General features: G+C 46.9%; 26 protein-coding genes. 6 read left to right on the top strand and 20 right to left on the bottom strand.

Annotated features, from left to right (window positions below; genetic code table 11):
- Positions 1 to 9 precede the first annotated feature (9 nt).
- Both H6780_04635 and speD read right to left on the bottom strand, forming a co-directional pair.
- Complete coding sequence (locus H6780_04635) at positions 10 to 1,320, bottom strand: hypothetical protein (GenBank protein ID USN88745.1); 1,311 nt, start codon at positions 1,318 to 1,320, stop codon at positions 10 to 12.
- 8 nt (positions 1,321 to 1,328) lie between these two features.
- On the bottom strand, positions 1,329 to 1,736 hold the full coding sequence (speD, locus tag H6780_04630) for an adenosylmethionine decarboxylase (protein ID USN88744.1): 408 nt from the start codon (positions 1,734 to 1,736) through the stop codon (positions 1,329 to 1,331).
- Positions 1,737 to 1,847: 111 nt separating this feature from the next.
- Here speD and H6780_04625 point away from each other — a divergent pair, with 111 nt between their 5' ends.
- Positions 1,848 to 2,267, top strand: a complete 420-nt coding sequence (locus H6780_04625) for a hypothetical protein (GenBank protein USN88743.1) — start codon at positions 1,848 to 1,850, stop codon at positions 2,265 to 2,267.
- A 44-nt stretch (positions 2,268 to 2,311) separates the two neighbouring features.
- On the opposite strand, the gene H6780_04620 is transcribed toward H6780_04625, so the two are convergent.
- Together H6780_04620 and H6780_04615 are read right to left on the bottom strand one after the other, a co-directional pair.
- Entirely contained in the window at positions 2,312 to 2,785 is a 474-nt protein-coding gene (locus H6780_04620) for a hypothetical protein (protein ID USN88742.1), read from the bottom strand.
- 75 nt (positions 2,786 to 2,860) lie between these two features.
- On the bottom strand, positions 2,861 to 4,057 hold the full coding sequence (locus H6780_04615; protein USN88741.1) for a hypothetical protein: 1,197 nt from the start codon (positions 4,055 to 4,057) through the stop codon (positions 2,861 to 2,863).
- A 66-nt stretch (positions 4,058 to 4,123) separates the two neighbouring features.
- Here H6780_04615 and H6780_04610 point away from each other — a divergent pair, with 66 nt between their 5' ends.
- The 5 genes from H6780_04610 (at position 4,124) to H6780_04590 (ending at position 6,972) form a co-directional block, all read left to right on the top strand.
- Positions 4,124 to 4,678: a hypothetical protein gene (locus tag H6780_04610; GenBank protein ID USN88740.1), complete on the top strand. Its 555-nt coding sequence runs from the start codon at positions 4,124 to 4,126 to the stop codon at positions 4,676 to 4,678.
- A gap of 75 nt (positions 4,679 to 4,753) precedes the next feature.
- Entirely contained in the window at positions 4,754 to 5,389 is a 636-nt protein-coding gene (locus H6780_04605; protein USN88739.1) for a hypothetical protein, read from the top strand.
- Positions 5,390 to 5,503: 114 nt separating this feature from the next.
- Positions 5,504 to 5,842 (top strand): hypothetical protein, encoded by a 339-nt coding sequence (locus H6780_04600; GenBank protein ID USN88738.1) that lies wholly within the window; start codon positions 5,504 to 5,506, stop codon positions 5,840 to 5,842.
- Positions 5,839 to 6,243, top strand: coding sequence for a hypothetical protein (locus tag H6780_04595; GenBank protein ID USN88737.1), 405 nt, complete (start codon positions 5,839 to 5,841; stop codon positions 6,241 to 6,243). The genes H6780_04600 and H6780_04595 overlap by 4 nt, the downstream gene beginning before the upstream one ends.
- A 135-nt stretch (positions 6,244 to 6,378) precedes the next feature.
- On the top strand, positions 6,379 to 6,972 hold the full coding sequence (locus H6780_04590; protein ID USN88736.1) for a VTT domain-containing protein: 594 nt from the start codon (positions 6,379 to 6,381) through the stop codon (positions 6,970 to 6,972).
- Positions 6,973 to 7,005: 33 nt separating this feature from the next.
- On the opposite strand, the gene H6780_04585 is transcribed toward H6780_04590, so the two are convergent.
- The 16 genes from H6780_04585 to H6780_04510 form a co-directional block, all read right to left on the bottom strand.
- The gene (locus tag H6780_04585) at positions 7,006 to 7,428 is read right to left on the bottom strand and encodes a YigZ family protein (protein ID USN88735.1); all 423 of its coding nucleotides are present in this window, start codon (positions 7,426 to 7,428) and stop codon (positions 7,006 to 7,008) included.
- A 53-nt stretch (positions 7,429 to 7,481) separates the two neighbouring features.
- A complete protein-coding gene (gene dnaJ / locus H6780_04580) occupies positions 7,482 to 8,543 on the bottom strand; it encodes a molecular chaperone DnaJ (GenBank protein ID USN88734.1) in 1,062 nt (353 codons plus the stop codon).
- A 246-nt stretch (positions 8,544 to 8,789) separates the two neighbouring features.
- Positions 8,790 to 10,685: a molecular chaperone DnaK gene (dnaK, locus tag H6780_04575; protein ID USN88733.1), complete on the bottom strand. Its 1,896-nt coding sequence runs from the start codon at positions 10,683 to 10,685 to the stop codon at positions 8,790 to 8,792.
- A gap of 117 nt (positions 10,686 to 10,802) precedes the next feature.
- Positions 10,803 to 11,402, bottom strand: coding sequence for a nucleotide exchange factor GrpE (locus H6780_04570; protein USN88732.1), 600 nt, complete (start codon positions 11,400 to 11,402; stop codon positions 10,803 to 10,805).
- Between the two features lie 267 nt (positions 11,403 to 11,669).
- Positions 11,670 to 11,912 (bottom strand): hypothetical protein, encoded by a 243-nt coding sequence (locus H6780_04565; protein USN88731.1) that lies wholly within the window; start codon positions 11,910 to 11,912, stop codon positions 11,670 to 11,672.
- A gap of 373 nt (positions 11,913 to 12,285) precedes the next feature.
- Positions 12,286 to 12,690: a 30S ribosomal protein S9 gene (rpsI, locus tag H6780_04560; GenBank protein ID USN88730.1), complete on the bottom strand. Its 405-nt coding sequence runs from the start codon at positions 12,688 to 12,690 to the stop codon at positions 12,286 to 12,288.
- Between the two features lie 4 nt (positions 12,691 to 12,694).
- Entirely contained in the window at positions 12,695 to 13,060 is a 366-nt protein-coding gene (locus H6780_04555) for an uL13 family ribosomal protein (GenBank protein USN88729.1), read from the bottom strand.
- A 5-nt stretch (positions 13,061 to 13,065) separates the two neighbouring features.
- Positions 13,066 to 13,422 (bottom strand): 50S ribosomal protein L17, encoded by a 357-nt coding sequence (gene rplQ, locus H6780_04550; GenBank protein ID USN88728.1) that lies wholly within the window; start codon positions 13,420 to 13,422, stop codon positions 13,066 to 13,068.
- A 5-nt stretch (positions 13,423 to 13,427) separates the two neighbouring features.
- Positions 13,428 to 14,384, bottom strand: coding sequence for a DNA-directed RNA polymerase subunit alpha (locus H6780_04545; GenBank protein ID USN88727.1), 957 nt, complete (start codon positions 14,382 to 14,384; stop codon positions 13,428 to 13,430).
- A 40-nt stretch (positions 14,385 to 14,424) separates the two neighbouring features.
- The gene (gene rpsD, locus H6780_04540) at positions 14,425 to 15,039 is read right to left on the bottom strand and encodes a 30S ribosomal protein S4 (protein ID USN88726.1); all 615 of its coding nucleotides are present in this window, start codon (positions 15,037 to 15,039) and stop codon (positions 14,425 to 14,427) included.
- Between the two features lie 6 nt (positions 15,040 to 15,045).
- Positions 15,046 to 15,477, bottom strand: a complete 432-nt coding sequence (gene rpsK, locus H6780_04535) for a 30S ribosomal protein S11 (protein USN88725.1) — start codon at positions 15,475 to 15,477, stop codon at positions 15,046 to 15,048.
- Positions 15,478 to 15,511: 34 nt separating this feature from the next.
- On the bottom strand, positions 15,512 to 15,889 hold the full coding sequence (rpsM, locus tag H6780_04530) for a 30S ribosomal protein S13 (protein ID USN88724.1): 378 nt from the start codon (positions 15,887 to 15,889) through the stop codon (positions 15,512 to 15,514).
- 7 nt (positions 15,890 to 15,896) lie between these two features.
- Positions 15,897 to 16,013 (bottom strand): 50S ribosomal protein L36, encoded by a 117-nt coding sequence (rpmJ, locus tag H6780_04525; protein ID USN88723.1) that lies wholly within the window; start codon positions 16,011 to 16,013, stop codon positions 15,897 to 15,899.
- A 22-nt stretch (positions 16,014 to 16,035) separates the two neighbouring features.
- Positions 16,036 to 16,263 (bottom strand): translation initiation factor IF-1, encoded by a 228-nt coding sequence (gene infA / locus H6780_04520; GenBank protein ID USN88722.1) that lies wholly within the window; start codon positions 16,261 to 16,263, stop codon positions 16,036 to 16,038.
- A gap of 58 nt (positions 16,264 to 16,321) precedes the next feature.
- Positions 16,322 to 17,668, bottom strand: coding sequence for a hypothetical protein (locus tag H6780_04515; GenBank protein USN88721.1), 1,347 nt, complete (start codon positions 17,666 to 17,668; stop codon positions 16,322 to 16,324).
- 25 nt (positions 17,669 to 17,693) lie between these two features.
- The gene (locus tag H6780_04510; GenBank protein ID USN88720.1) at positions 17,694 to 18,926 is read right to left on the bottom strand and encodes a hypothetical protein; all 1,233 of its coding nucleotides are present in this window, start codon (positions 18,924 to 18,926) and stop codon (positions 17,694 to 17,696) included.
- Between the last annotated feature and the right edge of the window lie 70 nt (positions 18,927 to 18,996).

The following is an 18,996-nucleotide window of genomic DNA, read 5'->3' as shown; positions in this document are numbered from 1 at the left end:
AGGTAGTAATTATGCAATCCATCCCCACTCACGAAGTGTGGTTTGCTCATGGGTTAGAAAAGCGGAGCCGATATCAGTGCGGTACATCATTTTCGGAATAAAGATTTTTCGTACAATATCGTACGCTTTCGTGCGCGCTTCTTCGACCGTCTTCCCCTTTCCGGTTACGTACAGTGCGTAGCCGTGGTGTCCGCCAAGGAAATGGCGAGTGGAACCATCACTGAGTGTGGTTTTTGATACTTCTTCAAAGTGTACGTGTTGCATGTCTTCGTCAGTAAAATCATCAGCAAAGAAAACGGACATGCCTTTTGAAGTAAGGATGCCTGCACCTGAAGCGTTGTCTGGAGCAAATGGAAACGGTGGTACGGTTACTGATACTACAATCCCGTACTCATCGTGATACTGCAGGTTGTATGCTTCGCCGTCAGCAATGCTTTTTAGCATGTCGCCCCATGGTGAAATCTGCAGTTCACACTGGAGTTCGGTGGATGGGGTGCCAAAGCGCGTAGTGGTCTCAAGTGGCCAGACGCCGTCCTCGTTTACAATACAGCCGACATCGATATCGCCCTTGTAGCCTATCTCGGTGAGGTATGGTTTTAGTTTGGCGAGTGTCGCTTGGAAGATTGGCTGGGACTCGTCTGTCTCATACCACATGAGCGTACCCATTTCAGCTGTGAGCGGCCCGATGCTTTCATTCATCAGCGGCTTGTGCTCCATGTTAATTTCAATCGGACCAACCCAGTCGGTGCCGTTAAAATACCGCGCTACACCGATTTCGATACCGGTCGCTTTCTTCTGGAGGTGGAGTGGTGCAATACCCATGTCTTTGTAGTATTGCAACATATCGAGAATATCTTGCCCGTCTTGTCGGAGTCCTACATAGTTGAGGGCGCTGATGTGCGAGTTTTGTTTAATTACCCATTCGCCTGGATTTTCTTTTACGAAAGTCATCGCTTCGTCGGGGGTGTCGAAATCGAAAGATGGCAGTGTCGCAATACCAGCATCTGCCATGATGCGTTGAAACAGCTCACGGTCGAGCTCAATATCACTACTGGCTTTACTGCCACCAAACACACTATATCCCTCGGCGCGCAGATTATCGGGAGTGTCACCAAAGGTAACATCATCAAACACAATCAGACCGTCCTTTCCTACCCAAGGTAGTTCGTCGTGCCAATTATCAGTGCGCACAGCAAAACCCCGCAAACAGTCGTGGCGGTCTTTGTGTGCGACAAACAATTTAACCTCGTGTCCCTCTTTAATGAGTTGATGAACGACTGCTGAGCCGATAAGTTCTCCTGAGATAAAGAGTACACGCATAGGGAGGATTATTTAGAAATGTCTTCAGCTGGGTATCTGGTACCGCGTGGCAAGACATGGGTTTCAAAATCAGTAATCTTGAAACTGTCCACGAAAAGCTTAGTGAGCTTATCGGTGTCCATTTCGTTTTGACACGTGTAGACGTCGGCGGTAATAAAACCACGATTTGGAAAAGTATGGAAACTGATGTGGCTTTCTGCAATCATCACAAAACCGCTGACACCCCCTGGGTCCTTGCGGTTTTTGGGGCCAACTTCCACAACAAGTGGTTCTGATATGGCGTGCATTCCCATGCTAGCAGGGATTGTTCGCAAGATATCAGTGAGTTTGGTACTGTCTTTGAGTGTGTCTGGGTCTGCTCCGTATCCATCAAACATGAAGTGCAGCCCGAATTGTATTGAATCTTCTGTTGTCATTTTTGGTGCGTATATTTTAAAACAAACAATTGATTTGTCAATGTTCAAGCTGTGTACAAATACGTGTTAATTGACTTTGCTGCTTATTTATGTTATAAAGTAAGCAGTTTTTTGACCCCATACCTAAAGGAGATTCAGATGCTGGACATCAAAATCAAAACCATTCCGCATGAACATCAACGATACAACACTGTTGGTGACTATCAGACTGATGAGGGTGGTAAGACGACCATTCTCGTCTCCGATATGGGCAACGACTCTTGGTCGCTTGCCATCGGCTTGCACGAGCTCATCGAGAGTCATCTGTGCAAGCTGGCAGGTATTTCCGATGAGGTCATCGACAAGTTTGACCAATGGTTTGATGAAAATCGCGAGGACGATTGGCCGGAAGAGCCCGGCGACCATCCGTTCTGTCCGTACTACAAGCAACATCAGTTTGCTTCTCTCATTGAACGTCAGTTCATTCATGAGGTTGGCGAGAACTGGCAGGACTATGACGGCACCATCATTGACATGATGGATCGCGACTGAATTCGTCCCTCCTCTTTCTTAAACGCAGCTTCGGCTGCGTTTTTCTATACGACGTACAAGATTGCGAGTGGCGCCAAGAGCCACCAGAAGAAGAATTCTTTTGGGGCAAAGAGTGACTGAAGTGGTGTGTCGGCGTTAAGTAGCTCCCCTACTGATAATAATTGGAAACAAATGGCGATGGTGAGCACCGTTGCACCAAACGACAGGAGTAGTTTCTTCCCCATGCTTTCAAAACGTTTTTCTTGAAACTCTTCCGGCATGATGCGGAAGAAAAGCAGTGTAGCTAAGAGTGCAATGAAAGCAAAGAAGCCAATCTCTGGCAGTGCCTTAGAGGCGTCTGGGAAAATAGTGCTGTAATTCGGGAAGTATGTCGTGACAACAATCGCGAGGTAAAGTCCAGCGGTTACATTCATCACTGCCTGCCTGCCTTTTAAAACAGCAAACGCTATAAAAAAAGTAAAGACGCCCAAGAAGAAGGCAAATTCATACGTGAGGTCCAAGAAGTATCCAAGGTCCATATGATTCCATTATAGAATATTTTTGGCGGCGAAGGCTATGTGAACGGCCGAACAACTGCGTGTAACTCACCGTCTTTATAGGCCTACGTCAGCGCGACGTAGGTTTAGTTGAGTGAGAAGGTCGTCGATAGAAGCGCCAATGAATCTGCCTGTTTTCGCTGCGTATTCAACCATTTCAAAAAGATGTTGCCAGTACTTTCGGTCAGCTTTACCTTCTCGAATCATTTGTGCAAATTCAGGCTCCCAACTCGCGTAGCCAAGTTGTGCAACATCAGTCAGGGCCATGAGGGGGATGAGTAAATGATTGGTCAGCAATGGACTTTGCTTCCCTTCGGAAATAAGTCCGAGTGCAACCACTTCGTTGGAAAGAAACTGTTCGTCTTTATTCCAAGCTGCTAGTGGGAAGAGTACGCGTGCAATGGCGCCATTGTCATAGCGGGTCGCGTCCCACCAGTATTTTGATTCCTCTGACGAAAGTGGCAATTCAGTGAGCGTGTAGTTACTTACTGTTGTTCGTTTTGATTCTTCAAATGCTCGGTCGCTTTCGCATTGTGGTTTGCCGTTATATACGGACATTTGGTCACGCGATAAGCCGATCAGAATGAGCGGGATATGCAGTTTTGCCGCAAGGTGCCGTCCAATATCAAATCGTAATTCGCCATCTAAAACATCAATTGACTCTGCAGAACCCATTTTACTTGGGTGTGTAAATGCGTAAGCAAAAAGTTTTTTGTACAACGTACTTGGCGGTTTAAGAATCATGTACTCTACATCAAGGCGAGCAATGGTTTGTTTGATGTTGCTCATTGCAACGGGGCTCATAAATCCATTGTCGACAGTAATTGCCAAGAGTCGCAGATTGGGATAGTCAATCTTGAGTCGATGCAGCAAGTAGGTACTGTCTTTGCCGCCACTGTAGAATACAAGCGCATCATAGAGAAAACCTCCTGTTCCCTGTGCTCCAGATAAAGCATTTGCAATCTGTGCGTGCATAGCAGCCTCTTGTTCCTCAGAAATTGCTACGGTATTACTGGTGGTTTTAGAAGATTTTTGTAGACAAATCGGACAGATACCGTCCGGACTAAAAGTGCCCGAAGCTCGTTCTGAAATTGCACATTTGGTGCAGCGCTTAGTTAGATGATGCTTTACAAAAAGTCGGTACGTCGGCCAGACGCGCTTTATGAGAAATTCTAAACGTTGACGCTCTTTGATTGCAGTTGTAGTTTCGCTCATGTGTGCAAAGGTGATGTGGGTATGTGTATATCGTACCATGAGTCAAAAGTTCTGATGCTTTGCCATTTTGAGCGGCTTGTTGAATTCTGGTAAACTGAGTTGCTTATGAGAAATACTCTACATCGAACATTATTACCACTTCCGGATGGCTGGGATAGTAGTGTGAAATCAAGACAAGCATGCGGTCCTGTCTCTATTGAGTTGCTGCTGTGTCGGCTTGGTCGAATTCCGCGCATTCACCACGAGCCATTTTCTGTGAGTATGACCGTCTTTGAAATTGGCGCCATGTTGCCATACGATATGGTGAAGTCGCTCGAAGATCTTGGTGTGACTGCGTCGATAACACACCAAAATAGTTCGCAAGTGTCCTATCTGAAGGATAGAATTGATCAGGGTTTGTGTTCTATTATTTTCACGAGAAGCGGCCTTGGTCATTGGTTAGTCGTGTGGGGGTATGACGAAGATTCGTTTTACTGTTTTGATACGTCATTTTTCTCAACTCAAGATGAACAAGGACTCACTCGGTATCCATATTCGGAGCTGATTCATATTTGGGGCAAGTTGCCTTTTATTGTTGGTTTTTTGCTAAATTTTCTAGCGATACTTTGGCCTCGATTTGCAGTGCGGCCGTATACTTCCATCGAGTATCGAGAAAGCTAGAGCGGCATATTTTGGGCCGCGTGTCTGTCTAGCTACGTCAGCAGAATAGTGTTCTCATGTTAGAATCCAATGAATATGTTTGAGAATCTGTTTATATATTTTGAAACATTCTTCCTCACTGACGCCTCTATACTGACTGCTTTTATGGTGTGGGCGGCTACTATTTCGATGGGTGAAATTGGTGGTCTGCTCTCAATCACGATGGCGTTGCAGGGGCATCTACATATTGCAGTTGCGCTCTTTTTCACTTTCCTGGGATCGCTTTCTGCAGATGTATTTTGGTACGGCGTTACTCGCTTCACGGCTTGGTCATGGCTTAAGGACTGGTTTCAAAAGAGAGAGCTGACGAAGACAAAGCCAGCCAAACAGTCATTTTTTGCGCTGGCAGACAAGTATCCATACGTGTTACTGTTGTTCATTAAGTTCATGGTGGGTATGCGGCTGGTGTTAACCATCTACGTGGTTGCGAAGCATCAAATACCTTTTGCTAAATACTTATTTTTCAACGTGTTGGCTAATGTTTTATTTATTGGCACTTTGTTTGGTTTCGTTTTGATTTTTAGTCAAGGAATGACAGAGTTGCTCGATATTGAGCGCGGCGCAACTGACTTACTCATAAGTGTGGCCGCTGTATTTGTTGTTGGGCATGTTATTTCACGCCTAGCACAGTATGTTGCTCTCAGGCTTGCTTCTGTTGACAGTGGTCGGTAAGCGTGTTTTTTTGATTCAGCAGTCTGATTGTTTGGTATAGTCAGCGAGGAAGCTGGGTTTTTTACGGCAAAGTGTATCGGTGTGTATTGGCCATTTTCTTTTGGAGCGTGGATTATGGAAAAGCATTGGACCGCTCAAATTGAGCATAGAATCAAATCAATGGTGTGTCCGCTTGGAGTATTGCGCGCAAGTAAGAAAAAAATGGATAGCCATAACGCTGCGTGCGTGAATGCTGTGAAGGCCAGCGGAGGTCAACTTACGATTGTTTTGCACGGTATTCTGGCAAACTACTATACTACGGTATTTCCGTTTGTTCAGTGGTTTAAGCGTTCGGGCATCGATGTCATTTCAATTGGTTTTGATTACCGAAATGATCTTGAGAGCGCGGCGCTTGAGGTAAAAGCACAAATCGATGCAATATCGATGAGTGTGGCGCAACGCAGATTCATTTGATTGGTATCAGCCAGGGTGGTGTGGTCGCTCGGTATTACGTTGAAGCTCTTGGAGGGAAAGAAATTGTCTCGAAGTTGGTGACGGTTTTTAGTCCACTCAAGGAACAGGAAGCTCCCAACTATAGTGTTCCAGCGATGATGCACCGGTTTTTGGCCAAGAAGGGTGCTTCACAGGTGAGTGTTAATCAATACAAGACTATTGAACGATCCTTCTCTGTGCCGCAGTTGGCCCTCTATGGCACGAGAGATCTCATCATAGGTAGATTGGCTCTGCCTACAGTTTCGTCGCAAAACGTCAAACTTGTTCCGATGTCGCGTGGTCATGTGCTTATCTGCTTTAGCATTGCCGTGATGGAAAAAACGCGTGCATACTTAATCGGTGGTCACATTGACCATGTGTGACCATTTGCAACGATTTAAACCCACGAAACTCGTGGGTTTTCTTTTGATTGTATAGGCGTGTGTTTGATTTTCTAAGCTATTTTAAAATTACGCAGTCTGTGTTTTACTAGCTGTAGTTCTTTTTAGGAGTTGCTCATGGAAGCAATGATGAACGATTTGGTTCAGCAGTATGGCTATTTCGCCATTTTTTGCTTGATGATTCTTAACGGCATGACCTCCGCTCCGTCTTCACCACTTGTGTATCTACCGGCTGGCTACTTTGTAGCAGTTGGCCCCCTCGACTTCTCGTATGTTGTTTTGTCGGGAACTGCTGGAAACACAATCGGTAACATGGTGGTGTATTACATAGTGCGCAGGTGTGGGCTCGAACAGTTGTTTGATCAGGTTGTCTTTCTGAAAAAACGCCGGGTTGCGTTTGATCATTTTAGGCGAGTGTTTGATCGGAGCAATGTAAAAATATCCTTCATGGGCAAATTTGTTCCAGTGGTAAAAGTGTTCGTTCCTGTCGCAGCTGCGGTGTGTAACATGAAGCAACAAGTCTTTTTGTTGGTGATTGTGGCTGCTTCTACGATTTGGGCTGTTGGTGTTGTATTGCACGGGTACTACCTGACAACAGCAATCACCGAAACAGACGGTAAGACACAAACGATACTGATAGCACTTGGCCTGCTTTCATTGCCGTTGGTCGTGTGGTGGTTTCGAAGGCAATTTAAAACGCTCAGTGAGTAGTAAAACACCAGCTGGTACAGCTGGTGTTTTTTATTATGGCGATATGTTTTGAATGGCATATCCAGTGGCCTCTTGGAGGTGTTTGAAGCGGTCATTCATGAGCATGACGCCCCCGAACCACCTGGTGACACAAATGACCGCGTCCACCACATCCTCCTTTTGCATGGCACGCAAAATCACCATGCCAGCGCCAGTCTCGCCATCGTCTGATTTGGTCTCGTAGATAGTGCCTTCGTGCGAGATGCGCGCTGCCCAGCTATTGTGGGTGGCGCTGGCGTATTTCTTTTTGCTTTTAAGTGTCTTCAAAAATTGCTTGATGTCCTCCCGACCAGTCACATGCCCGATACTCACTGAGTATTTACTCCCGCGATCCTCAATGATGCGTTCATGGAGCGTGAAGGTGCTGGAAGGTGTTTTGTTGTCGCCGAAGTCAAAGCGGGTGGATTGGGTGGGCATGGAGGTTAAGCGTATCATAAAAAGTGCGCATGGACTTTGTCCATGCGCACTTTTTATATCCCTTCTTCTCGCAGCTCCTGTACGAGTTTCTCGGCTCTTTTTGAAAGTTTCTTGGGGGTTTCGACCGAAATCTTCACCATGAAGTCGCCGCGACCGCCGCGGTCGGTTGGTACGCCTTTCTCCTTGATGCGGAGGAGTTCGCCGTGTGTAATGCCGGCTGGGATTTTGATATCTACAGCACCGTCGAGTGTGGTGACTGCATACGTAGCACCAAGTAGCGCGTCAGTGAGCTTAATCGGCAGCTTGGTCATGAGGGTAGAGCCGTCGCGCTTGATGGTGGCGTGCTGCTCGACATGAACTTTGATGTAGAGGTCGCCAGGCTCGCCGTGCGGCATCGCCTCGCCGCGACCAGTCATGCGAATGACTTCCCCGTTTTGGATACCGGTAGGCACTTTGATGGAAATCTCCTCTTCAGTACGGGTGATACCAGCACCAGCACATTTGCCACAACGCTCCTTCGGCACCTGGCCAGTACCGTGACAGGTAGAACATTCGCGCACCGTTGTAAACGCGCCCATGATGCTCTGACGCTGTTCACGAATCTTACCTTGCCCAGCACAAGTGCTACATTCAGTCGTACCAGCTCCCTTTTTGCCGCCTGAGCCATCACAATCACTACAAGTGTTGTTCTTAGTAATGAGGAGTTTGCGGGTTACACCAAAGATAGATTCTTCAAAGGTGAGGTTGATATCTATAGAGACATCGCGGCCACGCTTGCGCTGCTGCCCGCCGCCGCCAAAACCAAAGTTTGAGAAGATGTCGTTGATGTCGAATTCAAAACCTTGTCCGCCAAACCCTTGCTGGAAACCAGAGAAATCGAATCCGCCAAAACCGCCGCCGCCAGCACCGTTGAATGATTGACCGTAGGTATCGTATTCAGCCTTTTTCTTTTCGTCACCTAAAACAGCGTACGCTTCAGTGACTTCTTTGTACTTTTCTTCGTCGCCGGTCTTTTTATCAGGGTGATACTTGGCGGCCATTTTGCGGAACGCTTTTTTCACCTCGTCCTTTGACGCTCCTTTTTCAAGGCCTAATATTTGGTAGTAATCTTTCATGTCTTCAAAGTAAATCTTAATAACTGCTTTGTGTGCAAACTCAGCGAGTAGCGACTATGTGCGGGCGGGTTTGGCTGGGGCGCACAAGGAGTGTGCGAGTCGAGTTTGTACCAAAGTAGTTTGTTGAAGCTCTACTGAGCTTTAGGGCGGCAAAAACCCTTATACCACAAGGGCATTTCCGTTTTTATAGTCGCTGTCGCTCCTTAAAAACTAGGTTGGGTTTTTGCCGCTAAAAGCTAACTAGAGTTATTTAGCTTCTTCAGCGTCACGAACGGTTGGTTCGTCATCATCCTTCTTTCCTTCGGTTGGAGTGCCTTCTGCTCCCTTCTGTGCTGCCTCAGCCGCTTTCTGCATAATCTCGCCAATCTTCTGAAGTGAAGTTGAGAGTTCGTTTACGGCGCTTTCAATCGCTGCTTTGTCATCCTTTCCTTTCGCTTCGTTTGCCAGCTTAATCTTGTCGTTGATTTCAGTCTTTACATCTTCTGGTACTTCTTTCTCATGATCCTTGAGTGCCTTTTCTGCGGTGTACACCATCTGTTCTGCCTGATTGCGAACTTCGATGAGTTCCTTCTTCTTCTCATCTTCTGAAGCGTGATCTTCTGCTTCCTTCTTCATGCGTTCGATGTCTTCTTCGGTAAGACCTGAGTTGGCTTCGATGCGGATAGATTGTTCTTTGCCAGTCGACTTGTCTTTGGCGGTTACATTGAGTACGCCGTTGCTGTCGACATCGAAGGTCACTTCTACCTGTGGTACGCCACGTGGTGCTGGCGGAATGCCGTCGAGCACAAAACGTCCAAGTGACTTGTTATCATTTGCCATTGGGCGCTCACCTTGTACGACATGGATCTCAGTTGAGGTTTGATTGTCCGCGGCGGTTGAGAAGACTTGCTGCTTCTTGGTTGGAATGTGGGTATTCTTCTCAATGAGCTTGGTGTTTACACCACCCATGGTTTCGATGCCAAGAGAAAGCGGGATCACATCTACAAGTGTAATGTCCTGTACGTCACCCTGGAAAATACCTGCCTGAATCGCCGCGCCTAGTGCTACTACTTCGTCTGGGTTGATAGTACGGTTTGGTTCCTTACCAAAGAGTTCCTTCACGCGTGTCTGAATAATCGGCATGCGAGTCTGGCCACCAACAAGAATGATTTCGTCGATTTCTTCCTTCTTGAGACCTGACGCTTCAAGAGCACGCTTGGTGATTTCGATAGACTTGTCGACGTACTCATGAGCAAGTTCTTCTAGCTTGGCACGAGTGAGCTTCACGTCCATGTGGAGTGGTCCATCAGAACCCTGTGAGATAAATGGAATGTTGATGTCTGTTTCGTTGGTTGAAGAAAGTTCATGCTTCGCCTTCTCAGCAGCCTCATCGAGTCGCTGGAGCGCAAGCTTATCCTTTCCGAGATCTACTCCATTTGTCTTCTTAAATTCTTCAATCAAGAAGCGAACAATTCCTTGGTCGATGTCGCGTCCACCCATGTGTGCGTCGCCGTCGGTAGACTGTACTTCTACGACGTCGTCTCCTACTTCAAGTACGGTTACGTCAAAGGTACCACCACCGAAGTCGTATACTACAATCTTCTCGTCCTTCTTCTTATTAAAGCCATACGCGAGTGCTGCGGCGGTTGGTTCGTTGATGATGCGCTTTACTTCAAGTCCTGCAATCTTGCCAGCATCCTGAGTAGCCTTGCGCTGTGAGTCATTGAAGTACGCTGGTACGGTAATCACTGCTTCAGTGATTTTCTCGCCAAGCTTCGCTTCAGCGTCAGTCTTTAGCTTGGTAAGAATCATCGCAGACACTTCCTCTGGACGGTATTCCTTACCATCCATCACTACGACTGCACCACCGTCAGCTCCCTGCTTGATTTCGTATGGGACAATATCCTTATCCTTCTGGACAACAGAGTCACTAAAGTTGTGCCCCATGAAGCGCTTGATGCCGTAAATGGTATTTGTCGGGTTAGTTACCGCCTGTCGCTTCGCAATCTGACCAACGAGTCGTTCGTTTGTCTTTGAGATTGCCACAATCGACGGTGTAGTGCGATTGCCTTCGCTGTTTTCTACAATAGTTGGTTCACCAGCTTCAATGATGGCCATTGCTGAGTTGGTGGTTCCAAGGTCAATTCCAAGTATCTTTGCCATATATTTTTTCGTGAGTATACAATATTTTCTAGTAATTAACAGATTTCCTTTGTCTAGTGATTTGCACTAGGAATGGTGCAAATCAAGACATAAATTCGTAATAGTCGCTACGCTCGTTTACTCATTCATAATTCCAGTGGTTACCCGAGCATGTCGTATGACTGTCATTTTCCCGTCTACTTCCATTTCAAATCCTCGCTGTACGACGGTTACTACTGTATCGACGAGCTTTTCATCGGTTACCTTTTCGGTACCAATTGCTTCGTCGCGGTGTGGGTCAAACACTTCGCCTTGGGGGTCAATCGCCTTCACTCCGTATGAATCAAGAATGCGATTGAGTTGGCCGTTAATACCTTCGACACCTTTGCGCCAAGCTTCATCAGCTTTTTCCCAGGCTTCCTTATTGCTCATCGCCATATAGAAGCTGTCGCAAAGTGGCAGTAACTCTTCTACGTGTGCTATTTTTGCCCGGGCGCGGTCACGGATGCGTTCCTCGTCGAGTCGTTTTCGGGCATTGAGGAAATCTGCGCGTGCGCGCTGGAGCTCGTCTTGAGCTTCTTTCTTTTCTTCTTCTGCACGGCGCAGCTTCTCTTGCAGTTTTTTAATCTTGTCGCCGCTCTTCTCTTCTACGTCTACTAATTCAGTTTCTTCTAAGTCAATATCATCGTTGGTGGTTTCTACCTCTACTTCGTCGTTTTCATTGTTCATATACACCATACGGGGCGCATTATAAATAGAAAAATGTCTGCTGTCAAAAAAACGACTCCAGGAAGGAGTCGTTTATGTAAGTGTGTACAACAAGTACACAAGTGCAATGGTGGTAGCGAGTTTCGCTAGAACACTCTGTGCCTTGTGGCTGCTGGTAGTGAAAGTGCTGATGCTCAGTGAGAACACAAGTGCGAAGACGAGACTGAGTACAAAATGGTTCATATGGTCTCCAGGGTGTCATGAAGTGGCCCGCGCTTTGCGCGGGCCAAAATTGTGTTACTGCTGCACGAGCTTCAGGAAGTCGATGATGTACTTGAAATCCTTTCCTTTTTCTCTGTATGCTGTGTTGGGAGGGAAAAGTTCTGCCCGGATGCGGTCTGGGTGGTCGGTGTGGACCAGGCAGGGCACCCAGCGTTTCCAGGTCACTGCTGTCCAGCAGATGTCTGCTGCAGAGGGGTTGTCGGGGCCTTGATCGTACTCCATGATAATCGCATCTGCTTCGTTAGGGCCGAGAGCCATTGCTCCTTTGCTGTGAGAGATACAGATGACTTTGTGGTTGCATTGACGAAGCAGGTGCTCGATGAGAAAAAGGTCGTCTTGGTTCGGTTCAATAACAGCAATTCGCATGATGAACTCCTGTGGTTTATCTTTTAATACAATACAACATTTTCATAAAAAGTAAATAGAAAACAGCGCCCGGAGGCGCTGCGTGTCGGTGCTTATGTTGGTATGAGCGAGGCTAGTACCAATCCGAGGATTGCTATCAGCAAAAGGAGTTGAATAATGGTAATACCGCGCTGTGTCTTCATGGTCGTGTCTCCCTAGTATGGCTCTAAAGTATTTATAACATACAAAAACTCCCCACTGGGGAGTTTTTGTGTAGTCTGTAGGACTATCGCTTTGACCACGCTGGTCGCTTGCGAGCTTTGCGAAGACCGAACTTCTTGCGTTCCACTGAACGTGGGTCACGCTTGAGGTAGCCTTCAGCCTTGAGTGCACCACGACGTGATGCCTTTTCTTTCACAAGAGCGCGAGCGATACCGAGACGGATAGCTTCAGCCTGAGCTGAGATACCACCACCTACTACCTTAGCGGTAATAGTGTAATTTTCGATACCGGCGTCCTTTGTTTCAAGAACTGACATCACATCCTTCTGGTGACCGAGGTTGCCGAAGTATGCTGTAAGTTCCTTACCGTTTACGGTAACCTTCGTTTCTGAAGCTGGTGTAAGGCGTACACGAGCCGTCGCTGTTTTGCGGCGTCCGAGTCCTTCCACGTATACTGTGTTAGTTGCCATACGATTATTCAGTTACGATTAGTTGCTTCATAAGACGCTTCTTGAGCTTGTTGTCAGGAAGCATGCCAGCAATTGTGCGGCGCACTACTTCGCTGTAGCCGAGACGTTCACCGAGGTGCTCGAGGGTTTCAGTGCGGCGACCGCCTGGGTATCCTGAGTAGCTCTGGTAAATTTCGCCCTTCTTTCCTTCAGGAATATCCATCTTGCTTACATTCTGGATTTCAACCGTTACAGCTTCCACTGTGTGGCGAGCAAATGTAACCTGATCTTTTCCTTGCAGAACAGTAGCAGCTTCTGTTGCTACTTTGCCAAGACGCTTTCCTGTAGCATCAATCGTGTGTACACGAGTTGTGTTTTCTGTAGTAGACATAGGCATTATTCAACGAAAGCAATAATTGCTTCATCGCGTCCTGGTGAAGTCCGACCAAGCTTCACAATGCGAGTGTACCCTCCGTTGCGTTCTGCAAACTTTGGCGCGATCTCGCTGAACAGTTTCTTCATAATAGTTTCGCTAGGTTCACCAAGCGCTGACGCTACATGACGGCGAGCTGGAATAGTTCCTTTCTTCGCATGAGTCACGAGACGTTCGATGTTTGGCTGGAGTTCCTTAGCCTTCGCGAGTGTGGTCTTGATTTGACCATCGCGGATGAGTGACACTGCCAAACCACGGACCAGAGCAGTGCGCTGGCTGCGGGTGCGGCTGAGTGTACGTGTTTTACTTGCGTGTCGCATAGGCGTTATTCTTCAAGCTTCAGACCCATCTTTCCGAGGAGGTCTTGAATTTCTTCAAGTCCCTTTGGACCGATGCCGTCTAGAGCAAGAATGTCATCTGTTTTCTTACGAACCAAACCACCGATAGTGCGGATTGACGCCTCTTCGAGTGCTTGGAGCGTACGGCTAGTAAGGTCAAGTGTTTCAATGCGAGTCTTGAGAACCTCTGGATCAGGTTCTTCTGACTTAACTTCTTCTGCTACAGCTGGAGCTGCAGGGGCTGAATGCTGATCCTGGAAACCAATCACAGCTTTGAGCTGATGAATCATGATCTCGATAGACTTCTCCAGCGCCTCACGGGCTGAGTATGAGCCGTCTGTCTCGATGATGAGTCGAAGTCGGTTGTAATCTGTTCGGTCACCAACACGCATGTTCTCTACTTCGTAGTTTGCGCGACGGATTGGGGTAAAGACAGCGTCCATAGCAATGGTGCCGATTTCTACCTTGTCTTTCTGGTGCACCTCACGTGGTACGTAGCCAAGACCGCGCTCAATTGTAAGTTCAATGTTGAGCTCAGTTTTAGCATTGGTGATTTCAGCAATGTGCTGTTCCGGGCTCAAAATCTCAATTTGAGACGGAGCGTCGATATCAGCGGCAGTTACTGGACCAACACCCTTCTTCTTAAGAGTGATGGTAAGCGGCTCTTCTGCGTGCATGTTAAGGCGAACGCGTCGAAGGTTGAGGAGGATGGTAATAACATCTTCTTTTACTCCGTCGAGCGCAGAGAATTCGTGTTCAGCGCCATCAATCTTCACCTGGGTAATAGCAGCTCCCGGGAGTGAAGAAAGAATAATGCGACGAAGTGAGTTTCCGAGTGTGTGTCCGTAGCCAGGATAGAGGCCGTCGATCTCAAAGACGCCGCGGTTATCTTCCTCAGATACAACGCGTGGCTTTGACGGTAGAGTTACATTTGTTTCCAACATAATGTGTTTTTACTTGCTTATTTTAGTAAACCTCTAATCCTTATCGACTGTAGTATTCCATCACTTGTTCAGGGTCAAACAGAGATTCGGCTGGATTATAAACGGGTGCTGACTTCATGATTCCCTCCATCTTCTTTACGTCGAAGGTTACCCAAGCTGGCACACCGGCTGCTTCGTGTGTTTCGCTTAGGTTAACAAAGAGTCCTGACTGACGACTACCCTCGCGGATAGAAATCACATCGTTTGGACGGACTTTATGAGATGGAATGGTCATCTTCTTGCCGTTCACACAGATGTGTCCGTGTGAGACGATTTGACGAGCAAGACGGCGAGTCTTAGCAAGACCCATTCGGTAAATGACGTTATCAAGACGCGATTCAAGTCGATCCATAAGAATTGCTACTGGCTGATGACCTTCTTTAGCAATTGAATCGTCTACGTAGCGACGGAGCTGCTTTTCAGTAATTCCGTACGTGAATCGCATTTTCTGCTTTTCGATGAGCTGACGCTTGTAGTCACTCATTTGGCCTGGACGACGTCCACGGCGCTGGTTGCCACCGCGAGCGAGTGAGAGTTCAAACTTTGCAGACTGTGTCTTTTCAAAGATTGGTGCTCCAAGACGCTTGGCAATCTTAAACTTAGGTCCAATTTTCATAAGCTACTAGATATTTCGTGGCTTAGGTGCTCGTGGTCCATTGAATGGCACTGGAGTCTTGTCAGTAATCTTGAGGATACCGATTCCTTTTCCAGCGAATGCGCGGAGAGCTGATTCACGACCAGCGCCTACACCACGGACGACGACCTCTGCGTCCTTCATTCCCATCTGCTGAGCTTTTTCTCCGATAATTTCACCTACCTTGGCTGCGGCAAATGGTGTGCTCTTGCGAGATCCCTTGAAGCCGAGTGCGCCTGATGAGGCAGACATAACAGCATTACCCTTGCTATCGCAAAGTGTAACGAGTGTGTTGTTGAAGGTAGCGAGGATATTAAGCTTACCAGTAGCAAGCTTACGCTTTGGGATGCGGTTTAAGGCACGTGAAGTACCAGCCACATCTGATCCCCCGCTCTTCTTCATAATTCGTTTCTTACCCATATGTCGGATAGATTATGAATGAATACTAATAATTCTAGGTCTTTTCGAGCTTACGGCGACCGCTACCCATAGTCTTCTTCGCACCCTTAAGTGTGCGTGAGTTGGTCTTCGTGCGCTGACCTCGAGCAGGAAGGCGCTTAGCGTGACGTGAGCCACGGTAAGAACCAATATCCTTAAGACGCTTGATGTTCGCTGACACCGTGCGCTTGAGCTCACCTTCGATGGTGAAAGATTCTACCTTTTCACGAATCGCATTTTCTTCTTCTGTAGAAAGCTCAGTAGCCTTCTTAGTGTGAGGAATAGACAATTCGTCGAGAATCTGTGCAGAGCGAGAGAGTCCAATACCATATACCGCTGTAAGGGCGTATGACAGGTGCTTCTCGTCTGGAATAGTAATACCTGAAATTCTCATATCTTACTTAGCCTTGACGCTGCTTGTGGCGAGGCTTCTTCTTATTGATCACGTAGACGACACCTTTTCGCTTAACGATGATGTCATCAGGACTCATTTTTTTTACTGATGATCGAACTTTCATAATAATATTTGCTTTTGTTTACTTAGAGGCGCTTCGTAATACGCGCTTTACCTCCATATGGATCGGTCACCATGCCGACTTTGTCGCCAACGAGTACGCGAATCCGGAATCGTCGCATTTTCCCCGAGAGGTATGCGAGAACGGGCTCTTCTTCCCCTTCTACGGTGACACGAAAAAGGGCGTTCGGCAGTGCTTCTTCCACAATGCCGTACACCAAATCGTCCTTAACCGTTGATGTCTCTTGATCCATTAAACCCGAAGAGTCTAACAAATAAACAAAGCAACGTCAATATAAGTAATCAGACCGCCTACTCTTCACTAGAAATTTGTTCAATGACAGTGATTTCTTCTGGATCATCTGGGAACGTACGCTGCCAGAATGGCGTCATATTGAGTTCGGCACGTTGAATTCCTGGATAGGCTGGAACAGCGTTTGTTAGAGCGGTTTTAGGAAGTCCTGCTAAATCCGTTTTAAGCTTTTCTGCGTCATATTCCCAGACAAGAAGAGGCTTTCCGGTTAAACGGAAGCTGAGGGAAGGTTCGTTGGCGATAATGCTTGCACTGGTGGTGCTAGAAAGATAACTAAAACTAAGAACGGTTGGATCTTCTACCCGCACAGGATTGCCGTTATATGTGGCTACTGTTTCCTTTGCCAGGTACGAACCAAATTCAGTTTGCTTAAATAACGGAATCTGAAGAATGGCTTGTTCACGTATGGTTACCAAATCACCTGCGTACTCCACAGCAGGAAGTTGATTGTAGGTAACTGCAACTGCACTTGGAAAAGCGATAAAGTCAGCCGGCTTTTCATTATCTATGCGTAACAGGAGATTATCGCGCAATTCAGTTTGAAGAGCCTGACGAGCTGTCTGGAGTTCTGCTTCATCAATCTGAAATTGTGGTCCGCTGAACCCACCGGTGAAGGCTTGCGGTGCGCTGGCACTAATTGCTTCATATAGTGCAGTGTAACCACCCTCTTTAAAGCCTGGGACATCAAATGTGGTGCCGGCAGGTGCGTTGTACTCTTCACCAACGTCATCTGCGAATACTTCAGCTTGGATAGTGCCTGCTACTAATTGCCCGCTTTCATTCTTTACTGCTCCAGGCACCACTACTGATTCTTGGATACGGAAAATGAGTCCGCTAGAAGTGCGGAATCGCGTATTTTTAATAAGTCTTTCGGCTCCAGGAGTGGTTTTCTTAATTTCGATGATGCCCGTAGCTAGCTCCTCCACTTGCACTTGCCCACTAGCCTTAACTTGCTTTTCACCTGTCGCCTCTAGCGTCATGATTTCGTACGTTAGTTCACCTTCTCGCTTGTCAGGATATGCGGTAATTTCTGCGCTAACATTCGGCTCACGATTGACTGGGTATATAGTAAGTTCTGTTTTCCCCATTACAGCGCTGAGTGTTACTGCGCCACCAACAATCACAACAAACAGTGCAATTGATACCAGTAGTCGTTTCCGATTGTTTTTATTGCCGTCTTCAATGACGATGCTTGGGATATGCTCTCGGTCGCTTGGAGGTGTTATTGGTCGTTGTTGTGAGGTCTCCATTTCAGCACTCGTGTCTACGGTGCGCATTTCTGGTGGAAGTCGACGCTTTCTCGGCTCAGCTGGTCGAATATCCTGCAGGTTCCATTTTTGTGCCATACGTATATTTTATAACATAAACAGATTAAAGGTACTCAAAGCTGTGTGCACTGAGTTGGTCATGGAAGAATTGTGCTGACAAAAGCAGCGCAGTATCTTTGGGGAGTTGCTTTTTTGTGGCGGGGTCAATCGTCTCATATGTCTGTTGTAGGATTTCTTGTGAAATAGGCATAATGCGTGGTTCGCTTTTGATTGATCGTTTAACTGCTTTTTCAATTAAGTCAGAAAAGAGTGTTTCACTGTTTAAGTCAGCGTGAAGCGAAATTTGCTTAGGAATTGAAAGTGAGTCACCAGTTTCGTGGAAGAGTTTGCTAATTTGTTGTATATACGCATCAAAAACAGACTCAATTTGCCCCTGTTGATTGTCCGGGAGTGATTTGATAAAGCTATATGGTGACTCGGTATGTAGGTATCCAAACGCTTCGTGCAGAGGAACTCCTGTGACAGCTGAGATTTCTCGCGCGAGTGAGAAAGAGCCAAATGGAGCGTGTGTGCAGTATGAGAGTACGCCATCACGCACAATGCCAATTTCAGTCGCTTCGTATGTGATATCTATGAGGCATACGTCATAGCTTTGATTAAGGAGTCTGCGGGTTACTGCGTAGAGCATAAGTATAAAAGACAACTTACGCGCTGCTGTATTTGGGAAGAGCTTGTTTTGCATTTCGGTTATCGCGTCTATCAAATACTCTTGAGTGACAACCGTTGTTTTTGATAGGGTGAGTTCGGTTGCTTGTTCACCCTCAGGATCCTGAACGCGATAACCGTTTGACAGCATATCCATGGTGTTTCGCGTGATTGCCTGCAAGCCGAGGTCTTTTAGAGCAGCACTAGAAGCTAAGTCGTTTTCTACCTTTTTGTTGATTGTGCTTGTGAGTTCTTCGAGCAGTTCTTCAGTGATGATGAAAGGTGCTCCTTGCTTGTAATTAATGGTTTTGGTGACGGTGTATGCCCAAGGTGCAGCAATGCTGCACTGAAGTTCACTAAGGACAGCGGCTTGGTCGTAGTCAAACAAAGCTTTTCTTCCTTCTGCGTCAAGACGCATTGATGAATTCATTAAGGCAGTCATGACTGCTTTAGCACTCTGTTCGAGTGAGTCAATATTGCGCAAAGGGGCGTGCTCTCGATGCGACCAGATAATGAAAGGATATTTATTTTTAGGATTGGAATATATGATGGCGGTGAGTACGCTGCCTGAGCCAATGTCAATGAGCACGCCGTACCTGTCGGTGCTTTTCTTGAGTCCAAAGAGTGACATGCAGATAGTATAACAGCATACGTGAGCGCATTTATCAGTCCGATGTGATAGTTGTGAAAACGACGGCCGG

Source organism: Candidatus Nomurabacteria bacterium, from assembly GCA_023898565.1.
Lineage (GTDB): Bacteria > Patescibacteriota > Minisyncoccia > Phycocordibacterales > UBA918 > OLB19.
The sequence above is the reverse complement of the archived record's forward strand: the minus strand, read 5'-3'. Positions and strand labels throughout refer to the sequence as shown.

Excerpts from the sequence above, each read along its gene's own strand:
- H6780_04605 (USN88739.1), top strand. The coding sequence starts at position 4,754 with ATGTTTGAGAATCTGTTTATATATTTTGAAACATTCTTCCTCACTGAC.
- infA (USN88722.1), bottom strand. The coding sequence starts at position 16,263 with ATGGATCAAGAGACATCAACGGTTAAGGACGATTTGGTGTACGGCATT.
- H6780_04585 (USN88735.1), bottom strand. The coding sequence starts at position 7,428 with ATGCCCACCCAATCCACCCGCTTTGACTTCGGCGACAACAAAACACCT.
- H6780_04620 (USN88742.1), bottom strand. The coding sequence starts at position 2,785 with ATGGACCTTGGATACTTCTTGGACCTCACGTATGAATTTGCCTTCTTC.
- H6780_04600 (USN88738.1), top strand. The coding sequence starts at position 5,504 with ATGGAAAAGCATTGGACCGCTCAAATTGAGCATAGAATCAAATCAATG.
- dnaK (USN88733.1), bottom strand. The coding sequence starts at position 10,685 with ATGGCAAAGATACTTGGAATTGACCTTGGAACCACCAACTCAGCAATG.
- H6780_04610 (USN88740.1), top strand. The coding sequence starts at position 4,124 with ATGAGAAATACTCTACATCGAACATTATTACCACTTCCGGATGGCTGG.
- H6780_04635 (USN88745.1), bottom strand. The coding sequence starts at position 1,320 with ATGCGTGTACTCTTTATCTCAGGAGAACTTATCGGCTCAGCAGTCGTT.
- rpsK (USN88725.1), bottom strand. The coding sequence starts at position 15,477 with ATGGGTAAGAAACGAATTATGAAGAAGAGCGGGGGATCAGATGTGGCT.
- rpsM (USN88724.1), bottom strand. The coding sequence starts at position 15,889 with ATGAGAATTTCAGGTATTACTATTCCAGACGAGAAGCACCTGTCATAC.
- H6780_04545 (USN88727.1), bottom strand. The coding sequence starts at position 14,384 with ATGTTGGAAACAAATGTAACTCTACCGTCAAAGCCACGCGTTGTATCT.
- H6780_04615 (USN88741.1), bottom strand. The coding sequence starts at position 4,057 with ATGGTACGATATACACATACCCACATCACCTTTGCACACATGAGCGAA.
- rpsI (USN88730.1), bottom strand. The coding sequence starts at position 12,690 with ATGGCAACTAACACAGTATACGTGGAAGGACTCGGACGCCGCAAAACA.
- H6780_04570 (USN88732.1), bottom strand. The coding sequence starts at position 11,402 with ATGGTGTATATGAACAATGAAAACGACGAAGTAGAGGTAGAAACCACC.
- H6780_04590 (USN88736.1), top strand. The coding sequence starts at position 6,379 with ATGGAAGCAATGATGAACGATTTGGTTCAGCAGTATGGCTATTTCGCC.
- H6780_04565 (USN88731.1), bottom strand. The coding sequence starts at position 11,912 with ATGGCTCTCGGCCCTAACGAAGCAGATGCGATTATCATGGAGTACGAT.
- rplQ (USN88728.1), bottom strand. The coding sequence starts at position 13,422 with ATGCGACACGCAAGTAAAACACGTACACTCAGCCGCACCCGCAGCCAG.
- speD (USN88744.1), bottom strand. The coding sequence starts at position 1,736 with ATGACAACAGAAGATTCAATACAATTCGGGCTGCACTTCATGTTTGAT.
- dnaJ (USN88734.1), bottom strand. The coding sequence starts at position 8,543 with ATGAAAGATTACTACCAAATATTAGGCCTTGAAAAAGGAGCGTCAAAG.
- H6780_04555 (USN88729.1), bottom strand. The coding sequence starts at position 13,060 with ATGTCTACTACAGAAAACACAACTCGTGTACACACGATTGATGCTACA.
- H6780_04515 (USN88721.1), bottom strand. The coding sequence starts at position 17,668 with ATGGCACAAAAATGGAACCTGCAGGATATTCGACCAGCTGAGCCGAGA.
- rpmJ (USN88723.1), bottom strand. The coding sequence starts at position 16,013 with ATGAAAGTTCGATCATCAGTAAAAAAAATGAGTCCTGATGACATCATC.
- rpsD (USN88726.1), bottom strand. The coding sequence starts at position 15,039 with ATGAAAATTGGACCTAAGTTTAAGATTGCCAAGCGTCTTGGAGCACCA.
- H6780_04510 (USN88720.1), bottom strand. The coding sequence starts at position 18,926 with ATGTCACTCTTTGGACTCAAGAAAAGCACCGACAGGTACGGCGTGCTC.